At 54.3% G+C, this 11,500-nt stretch carries 12 protein-coding genes and 1 pseudogene; 8 read left to right on the top strand and 5 right to left on the bottom strand.

Going from position 1 to position 11,500, the window contains the following annotated elements; translation table 11 throughout:
• The first annotated feature begins 359 nt into the window (after window positions 1-359).
• The gene (locus tag BHD08_RS22600; protein ID WP_125025177.1) at window positions 360-716 is read left to right on the top strand and encodes a histone-like nucleoid-structuring protein, MvaT/MvaU family; all 357 of its coding nucleotides are present in this window, start codon (window positions 360-362) and stop codon (window positions 714-716) included.
• Between the two features lie 52 nt (window positions 717-768).
• Here the strand turns inward: BHD08_RS22600 and BHD08_RS22595 are convergent, their stop codons facing one another.
• Window positions 769-1,119 (bottom strand): type II toxin-antitoxin system HigA family antitoxin, encoded by a 351-nt coding sequence (locus tag BHD08_RS22595; protein ID WP_256678776.1) that lies wholly within the window; start codon window positions 1,117-1,119, stop codon window positions 769-771.
• A gap of 190 nt (window positions 1,120-1,309) precedes the next feature.
• On the opposite strand from BHD08_RS22595, the gene BHD08_RS22590 reads away from it, so the two are divergent.
• Both BHD08_RS22590 and BHD08_RS22585 read left to right on the top strand, forming a co-directional pair.
• Complete coding sequence (locus BHD08_RS22590) at window positions 1,310-3,478, top strand: ATP-dependent endonuclease (RefSeq protein WP_125025173.1); 2,169 nt, start codon at window positions 1,310-1,312, stop codon at window positions 3,476-3,478.
• On the top strand, window positions 3,475-5,475 hold the full coding sequence (locus BHD08_RS22585) for a UvrD-helicase domain-containing protein (RefSeq protein WP_125025171.1): 2,001 nt from the start codon (window positions 3,475-3,477) through the stop codon (window positions 5,473-5,475). The genes BHD08_RS22590 and BHD08_RS22585 overlap by 4 nt, the downstream gene beginning before the upstream one ends.
• Before the next feature lie 14 nt (window positions 5,476-5,489).
• Here BHD08_RS22585 and BHD08_RS23310 read toward each other — a convergent pair whose 3' ends face one another.
• From BHD08_RS23310 to BHD08_RS23110, 3 genes are all read right to left on the bottom strand, one after another.
• Window positions 5,490-5,624, bottom strand: a complete 135-nt coding sequence (locus BHD08_RS23310; protein WP_256678775.1) for a hypothetical protein — start codon at window positions 5,622-5,624, stop codon at window positions 5,490-5,492.
• Window positions 5,625-6,005: 381 nt separating this feature from the next.
• Window positions 6,006-6,209: an antitoxin Xre/MbcA/ParS toxin-binding domain-containing protein gene (locus BHD08_RS22575; protein ID WP_125025169.1), complete on the bottom strand. Its 204-nt coding sequence runs from the start codon at window positions 6,207-6,209 to the stop codon at window positions 6,006-6,008.
• 75 nt (window positions 6,210-6,284) lie between these two features.
• Complete coding sequence (locus BHD08_RS23110) at window positions 6,285-6,734, bottom strand: hypothetical protein (RefSeq protein WP_177412713.1); 450 nt, start codon at window positions 6,732-6,734, stop codon at window positions 6,285-6,287.
• Between the two features lie 85 nt (window positions 6,735-6,819).
• Between BHD08_RS23110 and BHD08_RS22565 the strand changes: the two genes are divergently transcribed.
• Both BHD08_RS22565 and BHD08_RS22560 read left to right on the top strand, forming a co-directional pair.
• Window positions 6,820-7,731 carry a hypothetical protein gene (locus BHD08_RS22565; RefSeq protein WP_125025167.1) on the top strand — a complete coding sequence of 304 codons (912 nt, stop codon included), beginning with the start codon at window positions 6,820-6,822 and terminating at the stop codon, window positions 7,729-7,731.
• A 432-nt stretch (window positions 7,732-8,163) separates the two neighbouring features.
• Complete coding sequence (locus tag BHD08_RS22560) at window positions 8,164-9,153, top strand: HEPN domain-containing protein (protein ID WP_125025165.1); 990 nt, start codon at window positions 8,164-8,166, stop codon at window positions 9,151-9,153.
• Between the two features lie 141 nt (window positions 9,154-9,294).
• On the opposite strand, the gene BHD08_RS22555 is transcribed toward BHD08_RS22560, so the two are convergent.
• Entirely contained in the window at window positions 9,295-9,501 is a 207-nt protein-coding gene (locus BHD08_RS22555; RefSeq protein ID WP_256678773.1) for an antitoxin Xre/MbcA/ParS toxin-binding domain-containing protein, read from the bottom strand.
• 610 nt (window positions 9,502-10,111) lie between these two features.
• On the opposite strand from BHD08_RS22555, the gene BHD08_RS22545 reads away from it, so the two are divergent.
• The 3 genes and pseudogenes from BHD08_RS22545 to BHD08_RS22535 all read left to right on the top strand — a co-directional run.
• Window positions 10,112-10,606 carry a hypothetical protein gene (locus BHD08_RS22545; RefSeq protein ID WP_256678772.1) on the top strand — a complete coding sequence of 165 codons (495 nt, stop codon included), beginning with the start codon at window positions 10,112-10,114 and terminating at the stop codon, window positions 10,604-10,606.
• Window positions 10,607-10,690: 84 nt separating this feature from the next.
• Window positions 10,691-11,131 carry a LexA family transcriptional regulator gene (locus BHD08_RS22540; protein ID WP_125025163.1) on the top strand — a complete coding sequence of 147 codons (441 nt, stop codon included), beginning with the start codon at window positions 10,691-10,693 and terminating at the stop codon, window positions 11,129-11,131.
• Window positions 11,128-11,376, top strand: a pseudogene (locus tag BHD08_RS22535) (DNA polymerase V subunit UmuC); the annotation flags it as partial. The gene BHD08_RS22540 and the pseudogene BHD08_RS22535, both read left to right, overlap by 4 nt.
• Window positions 11,377-11,500 lie beyond the last annotated feature (124 nt).

Raw genomic sequence — 11,500 nt, 5'->3', positions numbered from 1 at the left:
CAGAACCAAGGCAGCAGCCTCGCGTTTGAACTCGGCGGAAAACGTACGTCGTTGCTTGCTCATCGAACACCTCTTGATGGCGAGGATTTTCGCCTAAATCGGTGTCCGGGATCAGTAGACCACTACAATTCCACCTCAGGCAGCAGACTGTCGTTCTTAGGCCACCTCCAGCCGAAAAATAGCGTCTCCACACCTCTACCCCTTTTCAAGTCAATCAGCTCTAGCGAGCAGGCAGTCAAGGCTGTCGGAGACGTTGCCTTTATGACAAGCCGGAATAGAAATAACGAGATGCAGTTACTTCGCGTCTCGTCTATTATGTATTCATCCCTATACCACTTAATCGAGACTCAGGATCCGCCATGTCAATCATTGCCGAGTACAAAGCTCTAGAAGCCCAAATCGCTGAGCAGCAAAAGCGCCTGGAAGCTCTCAAAGGCGACGAAAAACTGAAAAAAGAAATCGAGTTTGAAACCAAGCTGCGCAATCTCTTGGCTGACTATGGCTACTCCTTGCGTAACGTGATCGCCGTGCTCGATCCAAAGGCTGGAAAAATTGTTGAGGCGCCTGTTAAAGGCCCACGTCGTGAGCGCACGCTGAAGCGCTACAAGAACCCGGAAACTGGCGAGGTTGTCGAGACTAAGGGAGGCAACCATAAGGTGCTGAAGGCTTGGAAAGAGCAGTTCGGTTCGGAGAAAGTCGAAAGCTGGCTGCAATAACTGGTCAGGTTACGTGGGAGGGTCGCATTAGCGGCCCTTTCCTATTAGGGTCTTACAAAAAGACGTCTGCAGAAACACGAAAACGATCCGAAAGCGCTCGGATGTGGCGCACATTCAATTGGCGTTTACCAGCAAGCCCCTCGGAAATGACTGACTGGGTAGCGACATCTGGTAGATCTCCCTGACGCAGGCCATGCTCTCTCATCAGGTAAAGCAGCACTTCTACCCCGCCTGTTTCCGGCAACGGCCGACGCAGCTCGTCGTAGGCTTCAATCATGTCCCCGACACGTGATGCGAGGCCAGCCAAAGGGTGATCCTCATCGTCGCCCACCAAGGCCAGCAATTCGTCCAAGGCCTCGACCAGAGCATCATAGTCGTCCTCGTTCGTTGGCTTGCTCAGCAACGGGGCTACGTAACGCCAGTACTCGCAAGCCTGCTTGATGGTGCAATGCCGTTTCCGATAATACTGCCCCTGATGCCAGCATCAATACGTCCACCGAAGTTTCAGCGCCAGGCAAATCGCCATCACGGTTTCCAGTACTATTCGCTCACCGGCCTACTGCCCCGCAAGCCTCTATGACAGGAGCACACGGATGTATTTGTCAGCACTGAAGGTTCAGAATTTTCGCCAGTTTGGAGCCGATGCGAACTGCCTTTTCATCGAATTCAACAAGGGCGTTACTGCGCTGGTAGGAGAGAACGATGCGGGGAAGTCATCGGTCATCGATGCTCTACGATTCGTCCTCCAGACGCGTGACGGAGAGTACATACGCTTGCAGCCGGAGGACTTTCATATCCCAGATGAAGGGCCTCAGGCGAGTCAGATTACGGTCGTGGCCAAGTTTGCAGATTTGTCGGTCGCGGATCAGGGGGCGCTGTCGGAGTACGTCACGTTCAATGGTGATACAGCGGTTGTTTACGTTCACTGGACAGCACGACGACTGTCGGACGACGTCCTCGCACGCCGTTGGGTTGATATTGCTGTGCGCAGTGGCCATACCGGCGGTGGCCCAAGCATCGATGCCAACGTACGCCAACTGCTAGCTGCTGCTTACCTGCGCGCACTACGCGATGCCGCACGGGAAATGTCTCCAGGCCGTGGCTCACGTCTCTCACAAGTGCTCAAAAACTTCCCTAGCATCAAGGACGGGAGTGGCTTCGATGCCAACCAGCCGATTCCAAACCCTGAGTCGCTGAGCCTCGCCGGATTAGCTGGGTATCTGCGTCATTTGGTGAATATGCATCCAGGTGTGAGCTCCGCCCAGAACTCGGTCAACGACAATTACCTGACCCACCTTTCGCTTGAGGGTGATGAGTTACTTGGACGCATCAATTTCGTTGAGGGAAGCTCGGAGTCAGCTCGCCTGAGACAGATCCTAGAACGCATGGAGCTGAGCCTGCTCGACCAAGGATCACGTGAGGCTCGCGGAGATTATGGCCTGGGCTCTAACAACCTGTTGTTCATGGCTTGTGAGCTACTACTGCTTGGCAAGGAGCCCGACGGACTGCCGCTATTGCTTATCGAAGAGCCCGAGGCCCACCTTCATCCACAGCGACAACTACGCCTGATGGAGTTTCTGGCTGCCGTAGCGACGCCCAAACCAAGCTCGCACACAGTCACTCAACCGATGGTGGCCGAGGAGCGAGAAGCAGTCTCGCTGCCTTGGAACGAAGGCTCCGCACCTCCATCAGCACTCTCATCCAACGATGATGGAGCGACTGCAGGAGAGCTTACTCAGGAAGACCAAGCCCGGCCCGTCCAAGTCATCCTTACCACCCATAGCCCCAATCTCAGTTCCAAAATTGCCTTGGACAATCTAGTGCTCATGCATGGTCGCAAGGCTTACTCGCTCGGCAAGCAACACACGAAGCTAGATGAGGGGGACTATCGATTCCTCGCCCGTTTCTTGGACGTGACCAAGGCAAATCTGTTTTTCGCTCGGGGTATCCTCGTCGTAGAGGGAGATGCTGAAGCCATCCTATTACCCGCACTGGCAAAGCTGCTCGGACGAGACTTGACCCGACATGGAGTCTCGGTAGTGAACGTCGGTGGCGTTGGCCTGGGACGGTATGCCCGGATCCTACAACGTGCGCACCCAGAGCATGGCGTCCTCAAAATTCCTGTCGCCTGCATCTCGGACATGGACGTCATGCCGGACTGCGCACCACAGATTCTGGGTTTAGTGGAAAATGATGATGATTCCAAATGGGGCGCTGGCCGGCGGAAATGGCGAGCGATCCGCGACTTCGGCGCTGATGACGAAACACGGCTTGAACGCTTGGCTGCGTGGAGGAATTCGCGTAAAGCGAACGACGAACAGAGCGTACAAACGTTCGTGGCGGGACAATGGACACTGGAGTATGACCTGGCCTATAGCGGCATGGCACGTGAGCTTCTGGTAGCCGCCCGACTGGCTGCAAAGGACGATCCAATTCACGCCGATCGGCAATCACCCGACCAAGTGATAGATCTCGCCATCACTGAGTATGAAGAGCTTCGAGCCTCGGGCATGTCTACTGAGCAAATATGCTCGACTATCTATGCTCTGTTCCATCGCAAGATAGCCTCGAAAACGATTACGGCTCAGTATTTCGTGGATATCTTGGAGCAGCGCTTTCCAAGGGTACTAGGGAGTCCTCAAGGCTTGGAGGAGCGGCTTCCCGGCTACCTCGTTGATGCGATCACTTACGTGACCTCTCGCTTGGAATTAACGCCCAATCAACACCAACCCTCGCAACAGCAAACGCGACACACTTCATGACCGCGTTCCGCGACCTGGTGCCCGAAATCACCGACGAGGATATCGAGTGGGTCTCAGGGCTTATGAAGCTGGAGGGCTTGGACGAGCAGCGCCTAGCATTCCTTCGATCGCAGGAAACGCTGGACATGTCGGCCTGCCCAGGCAGCGGAAAAACCACTCTGGTGGTAGCCAAGCTCGCAATCCTCGCCCGCAAATGGAAAAGCCGAACGCGTGGGATTTGCGTTTTATCTCACACCAATGTCGCTCGCCACGAAATAGAGCAGCGCTTGGGAAACACCGAGGTAGGCCGCAGGCTGCTGAGTTACCCTCACTACATCGACACGATTCATGGTTTTGTCAGGCGCTTTCTCGCCACACCTTGGCTTCTTTCAGCTCAATACCGCTTCACCGCGATCGATGATGAGCTGACCCACCGAATGCGTCTCAGGTCTATATCAGTGGAGGGCAAGCGGTTCCTGAGAAGTTTCTTGGCCCACAGAACCTTCGACACCTCATTGCTCCGCTTAGCCACCGCAGACTTTGCCAACCCTTGCATCAAGGTGGCCAAAGGTAACCTCCCTAGCGGGCCAGATACTCAAAGCTACCAAATCATGGCTAGGGCAGTCGTCGACACGGCCAAGCGCGGTTACTTTTGTTACGACGAGATCTTCGTGCTGGGAAGAGCTCAGCTGGACGCACGACCAGGCGTAGCTGAGGGGTTAAGGCACCGTTTCCCATGTGTCTTCATCGACGAGATGCAGGATACCTCGGCGATGCAGGACGAGTACCTGCGCGCCGTTTTCCCCCGCGAAAACTCGGGAATATGCGTGATACGAGTTGGCGACTCCAATCAGGCAATTTTTGAGTCGGACGCCCACACCAATGGCAGCGACTTCCCGGATCGAAGCCGTGCAGTCCACATATCCAGCAGCTTTCGCTTCGATGAGTCAATTGCCAGATTGGCAAATCCCTTTGCGCTTCATGCCGTCCCAGGAAGCCTCTCAGGGCGGCGTAACGTAGGCGAGCAAGGGCCGCTTCGCCACACCATTTTTGTTTTTCCTGATGGGGACTGTAGCGCTGTACTGGATGCTTATGCCCGACTCGCATTCCAACAGCTTCCCGTGTGTCTACATGATAAGGCGACAGTCACTGCCGTTGGCTACACGCATAAAGACATCGACCCCGCCGACACTGACCCGATGCATTACCCAAAAACGGTCGGGCATTATTGGGAGGGTTATGATCGCTGCGCAGGTCTAGTAGCGTACCGCCCGCCCACATTGATTGAACGTGTTCGCCTAGCCAAGCGCGGCCTCGTCAAGAGTGATACTGCTCACCACAGCGTCGAAGAGATCGCCAAGGGACTTCTCCATCTGGTCAACCTCTCCAATCCCAACACCAAAATCAAAGTGGGAAGTCGACAACACGTTCAAGTTCAACAGCTGCTGGCCAACCTCAACGACTTGGCTTGCTATCAACAGTTGGTGGTCGATCTGCTGTTCACATCCCATGTCATCAGTGCCGAGAATTGGGCATCCTTCACTCAGCGCTTTTGGGCATTGGCATCTGTCCTTGCAGGTACAAGTGAACAGCCCGAAACAGCTCAGGGCTACCTTGCTTGGGTGCCAGAGAACGGAGAGGCTCCGCAGGAAGGCGCTGTACAGCTTGCAGTGAATACCTTCCGTAGCGCTCAAAACCATGGAGTGTTGGACATCAAGCTCGGGTCTATTCATTCGAGCAAAGGACAGACCCATACCGCGACCCTAGTGCTCGAAACCTACAGTCACGAGCATTTCATCGGAAGCCTGTTGCCCTGGCTTGTAGGGCAACAAAGCCACGGTGGTACCAGACAGCGAAAAAGGATCGTCCAGCGCTTGCCTGCGATGTACGTGGCCATGACCCGCCCAACGCACCTCTTGTGCTTGGCTATAAGCAGGCGGACGCTTGGCGAGGGGGAAGAATTCGATGCCAACTGCGCACAGCTTCGCGGGCAGGGCTGGGACGTCCAGCATCTGTAGCTTAAGTCTAGACTTCAGACCTTAGTCGCCTGCCGCTGCCGAAAACGCTTGATGAAATCAGCTTCAATAAGCTCATCAACAGTCAGGTCAAGACCGCAGTTTACGAGTGACGCCAGGCTGCCATCAGATAGGGCGAAGCTGTTATGCATAAAGCCACACTCCCGCATCTAGTTGTCATAGATACGAGCAAGAAACGCTTTTACAAAATCTGAGCGGCCCGGCTTCCGGCTCGCAGTCGCGGCTTCGGTAGCCGGATCGTTGGCAGTGGCCTCGGCCATTTCGCATCGTTACCGATTGCCCGAAGCACATAGCTCAAGGCAGGCCAGTACTTTGAATCATACTGGTACTGAATGCGTTCCAGCTCCTCTTTCACGTAGCTTTCGTAAAGGTAGTTGTGCTCCGACGCTTCATGCACGATATCCAAAATGTGGTGCTGGGTATTGGAATCGAAACCTGAGTAACATTCTTCTCTAGCCTAAGTAGCTGGGCATTCGCCCTTCGAGGCATCTCGCCAGGGCCTAGCCTTCTCCTCAAGTAAAAATACCATGCTGTAGACGACCTATTAGATCCAGGGCTAAGCGAAGCTCAGCATCGCTATTTGTCATATTGATGGGCCTGCGGCCATTCAGCGCCTTGGCAGGCATGTTCAGCCACTCGGCCGTCCTTTGCTCATCACCGACAAACAGATCTGTGGCTGCCTTAATGAGCTCGATCTCTGACGCTGATCTAACCATTTCAATCCTGTCTTACGACACCGGCATTTCCATCAGAAAATGCAGCGCAAACGATAGCTAACGAAGTAGCTCGGCTCAGTTGGAACTAGCATTTTTTACCACCGTCAGCAGTGGCCATCGATCATGGATCCACTCATATTCGGCAGGTGGCGCCGTCGTCACAACATATACCCTTCGCTGCTCTCCCTCGCCAATGACCAGGCACTCTAGCGCGTATCCCTCCGGCACATCGAACCAGTGCGACAGCCGATTCTTCTCTCCCGGCCGACCTTCCTTCTCCATATACCTCTGAACCATGCCGAACCCACGGCGGGGCATGTACTTCTCCCAGCCGCCAGACTGCACGGTACTGAGCCTTGCCCAGCCTCCCTGTGGGCCGGTTCCTAGCTCCTCCTTTCTCCGGCCCCAATGAATCCAATCGAGCTGGCCGCTCTCCTCAAGCAGCACCGGAATGGCTGCTTTGGGATTGGGAAAATAGATCTTCCAGACCTTATCGGCCTCACGGGCCTCTACGCCTCCGCACATGCTTGGTACCTCACACGACTTACGCCGCCTTATGTTCTAGACCCTGCTCGCCAAGAAGGCATTCCCTATCGAATGGAGTTCTAACATGCGTTATCGTTGTTTTCTAATAACAGGGGGTAAGATCGGCATGCTGGGACGCATAAGCGTAATTTTTCTTCTCTGCCTCTCTGCGACCTCATTCTCGGCAGCTTCCGAAAATCAAATGGAGCGCTGCGAACAGCACGCGCCGCCAATCGGACTGGTCAGCAACCAGCAACAGCGGCTCTTGAACCAGGCAGGCGCACTCCTTGTGCGCAGCTCAGCCTTGCGGATGGCTGCTGGCCGCGACAGCACGTTTGCTGACTTTTATAAGAACCCGACAGGCCGGGAAGATCCGGAAATTAGGCAACTGCTGTCACGCCTTGAGGCTGATCAGTATCGCCGAATTTTGGCCCACCGGATCAAACGAGATGAGACAGACTATGCGAAGGACATTGAGGGCAGGATTGCTGGAAAAAAGCTTCTAGCTGGGAGTCTGGTTTGCCACCAGGTGCGCGCCATCTACGAGCCCGGATCAAAGGAGAGCAAAGCCCTAAAGTCTTACCTAAACACTGTCCTCGCCCGCCCCGACAGCGCCCGTATCGAGCACTTTGATGTCAGCATCGACAGCTGCGAGGTAAGCGATACCGTGGGAGCCCGCAACCGCGCCGCAGAACCTGAAGCCTGGCCGGACTCTCGGTACCTTGTTGTGCAGACGCGCTTTAAAAACACTGACACCGAGGGCCGGGTGCCCATTGCTGGATCTGCAATTCTGACCATGGGCAGCAGAACCTTCGAATACGATCACACCGAAACAGTGCTCGAACAGGGTTTCGGTATTGGTATTCAGCCAGTCGGCCCATTACTGACGTTGCGCACAAAAATTGTTTACCGTATTCCCCGCGACGCCACAGGGGAGGTGTTCTGGAAACCCGGTCGAAACCCAGCACACGTTCGGCTCTGGTGTACTGACATTTAAGCTTACTAACCCCCAAGCATCTCTTAGCTGCAGCGTACGGATGAAAAGCATCTGCGGATGCCTGACCAGAAGCCGCGCACGGAAACATCCATGAACTCGCAAAACATGGTCTGCTGTAGCCTTAGGAACGCGTGGCCGCTGGCCTTTACCTGGGATGGCTACGAGACCAGGGCGCAGATCGTAGAACAAGCAGATCGCCTGTCTGCGTTGCTTCAGAAGCAGCGTGAAGGGGTCGAATGATGACTCTGGGCGGTGTCCTACCTTTGGCCAGCCGCTGCCCGCATAATGCAGCTATCGGCTAAAAGCGGTCATTTAAGGAATGAAAAACTCGTCCCTTTTGCTCGACTGCGGGTATCCTAAAGTTGGGGCTTTCTGTGTAAACGCAGAATTTTAAGTTCTCTTTATGCACACTGATATTTTTGTGGGAGTGGTATGGCGGCGCATATCGATTACTTCGAAGATAAAGATGGATATTCGTTTGTTTCGACGTTTCGGTATTTGACGGTAGACGCACCTGATGGCGTCTATAACTTAATGCCTGGTGTCGACGTTGTCGTAGGCGCGGAGCTCAAAAAAAAATACTTAACGCCTGAACTTCGTGATATTTCTGGACGAATTGAGTTTGAGCATTTAGCAGGCGCCAGCCACTTGATCGTTGGCGATGTACCTATCTCATTTTTTGATGGAATGCCTCTGACGCTGGTAATAACTTCATGGCTGGGGTGGGTAGATTGGCTCCTGCAAGATTCATGGCTGATCAAAGATAACTCGATAGTATGTGAAATTGCTTATTGCAAGCACACTAGGGAAAACGTCGTGCAGTGGGCTAATAACGGGCTTTACTCGAAGATGTTCACGGCGCGCGGCCGGCCGGACTCGGAGGTTATTTTTAATGCTGAAGAAATTCAGCAATGGAACGTAGCCTGCGAGACTATTCGCTCAATGATTTTTTCCAATAAAGCCGTGATGGGAGGCCGCATAAGCGACAAAGGCTACTCTAGATTTGCTAGATTTTATCATTTCTTAGATACATCCCGCCGCACGCCTTATGAAGCCGTTAAAATAGCTCATTGCTGTTCCGCCTTGGAAAGCTTGTTTTCCACAGATACGGTAGAGCTTAGTCATAGGCTGTCTGAGCGCGTCGCTTTTTTATTTGCTAACAATGGAGGCGACGCTGAAACCGTATACCAGTTTGTCAAAGATTGCTATTCAGTTAGATCATCCGTCACTCATGGATCTCCAGTGCCTTCAAAGTTTTCTAAAGGCTTAGAGGATCAGTCGGAAACCCTACAAAGCTATATGAGGAAACTGATTTTCATAATTACCAAGAACAAGAAACTATTCGATGTCTTGAACGGCGGCAATGAAGGTATTGAGCTGTACTTCCGGAAATTGATTTTTTCCAACGTTTCGGCTGTTTAAGTGCAAATTGACAATGCCCGCTATTGGCCGACGACAGTCTTATGTGGGGCGGTGCTGCTAACGGCCGAGAACAGTCTGGCGAGCCTAAGTAGCTGGGCCGTACGCCCGTTCGAGGCATCTCGCCAAGGCATAGCCTTCTCCTCACGTAAAAACGCCATGCTGTAGACGCCCTATCAGATCCAGGGCTAAGCGAAGCTCAGCATCGCTTCCTGTCATATCGGTGGGCTTGCGGCCATTCAGCGCCTTGGCAGGTTTGTTCAGCCACTCGGCCGCGCTTTGCTCATCACCGGCGAATAGATCTGTTGCTGACTTTATGAGTTCGATCTCTAGCGCTGCTCTAACCATCATGAATCCTGCCTTAAGATCCCAGCATTTCTATCAGACAATGCAGCGCAAACGATAGCTGACGAGGTAGCACAACTCAGCTGAAACTAGCATCGCTCAGCACCGTCAGCAGTGGCCACCGATCATGGATCCACTCATATTCTGCAGGTGGCGCCGTCGTCACAACATATACCCTTCGCTGCTCTCCCTCACCAATGACCAGGCACTCTAGCGCGTATCCCTCCGGCACATCGAACCAAGTGCGATGTCCGATTCTTCTCTCCCGGCCGACCTTCCTTCTCCATAAACCTCTGAACCATGCCGAACCCACGGCGGGGCCTGTATTTCTCCCAGCCGCCAGACTGCACGGTACTGAGCCTTGCCCAGCCGCCCTGAGGGCCGTTTCCTGGCTCTTCCTTCCTCCTGCCCCAATGAATCCAATCGAGCTGGCCGCTCTCCTCAAGCAGCACCGGAATGGCTGCTTTGGGATTGGGAAAATAGATCTTCCAGACCTTATCGGCCTCACGGGCCTCTACGCCTCCGCACATGCTTATTACCTCACAATGCTGACGCTGCCTTATGTTCTAGACTCTGCTCGCCAGGAAGGCATTCCCCTCTCGAATGGAGTTCGAAGATGCGGTATCTCCCATACATCGCGATTGCCCTCGCTTCCTCTCTGCTCTCTGCTTCCGCCACGCTCTGGTACGCAGCGCCGAAAACTGCTGAATCCTCTCACTCCGTCACACGTCCTCCGCTGAAGGTTGAGCATCAAAACGGGAACCTGCTGATTTGGGGTGGCTGGGAGACTACGAAGGGATACCAAGCCCCAGGTATCAACGCAGTAGAGATCCGTTGTGATACAGCCAGCTCCCGCTGCATCGAAGCCTATGCCTCGATTTTGCATCACACCGAGGGAGAGGATCTCGAAGCGCAGGTATTCGACTACGTGGTGCAAAACTGGACAGAGACCGAAATGCTTGCGGTCGCTGGGCAAGCGATGGGGTGTTTAGATCGGAGACTGATCGTTGATCTGGTTGCTCAGCAGGCTCGCCTGGAATGGAGTCCCAGCGCGGAAGCAGGCTGCGAAGGCGACATAGGTGCCGCTGTCCTAGGTGGAGACCCGTTGTAGATCCAGCCGCTTGTCCACCCTGATTGACCTCTCTCAACGCTTCGCGAATACTGTTTGCATATACAGTATTCCCTGGATTTTGCGATGTCATCTCTTTCGATACTGGCCCGGTGCGAACGTCTGCGCGAGCGTCTTCTCACCGATGTGGCCAACGGTCTGCGTATCACAGGCTTTCAGTCACCCGCCGAAGACGAAAAGGAGGCAGGGCTTTCCCTCGACCTTCTCACCGGCCTGGGGGCGCCCCACGTTTGGGCTGTGCAAGTCCTGGACGATAGTTTGGTCGGCTTCGGCATATTCCGTGGTGATCGGCTGATCGTGAACCGTGCGGCCACTCACCTGGACGAAAGGCTGGTGGTGGTAGACCTTGCTGGAGACTACCGCGTGCGCCTTGTTCAGCGTGACTTGTTGGGGGGCCGCTGGCTGAAGGCAGCCGATCCTATCGTCCCGGACGTGCAGCTGGACGGCGAAGAGATCATCGAGGTTTGGGGTGTCGTGACCTGGGTGGTAAGTCGTGTGGCGATATGAGCGTACCGCCGAGAGTATTCGCGCTTATAGATTGCAACTCGTTTTACTGCAGCTGTGAGCGCATCTGTCAGCCGGAGCTAAAGCGCCGGCCAGTTGTGGTGTTATCCAATAACGATGGCTGCGTAATTGCCCGCTCAGCCGAGGCCAAGGAGCTGGGCATAGGCATGGGTGCCCCCTACTACCAAGTGCGCGAGCAAATGCGCCAACAAGGGGTGGTGGCGCGCTCCAGCAACTACACCCTCTATTAAGTTAGGTGGAATGCTTTTGAGCTAGGCTGAATCCGTTGACGCTCAGGGGGCGCCCATGACCACCACCCCATTGCACAAGCAAGTGTTAAGTCGTTATTCCAGTGTACAAGCTTGGCTGGAG

The sequence above is a fragment of the Pseudomonas sp. SCT genome (genome assembly GCF_003864275.1).
GTDB lineage: Bacteria > Pseudomonadota > Gammaproteobacteria > Pseudomonadales > Pseudomonadaceae > Stutzerimonas > Stutzerimonas stutzeri_AE.
The sequence above is the reverse complement of the archived record's forward strand: the minus strand, read 5'-3'. Positions and strand labels throughout refer to the sequence as shown.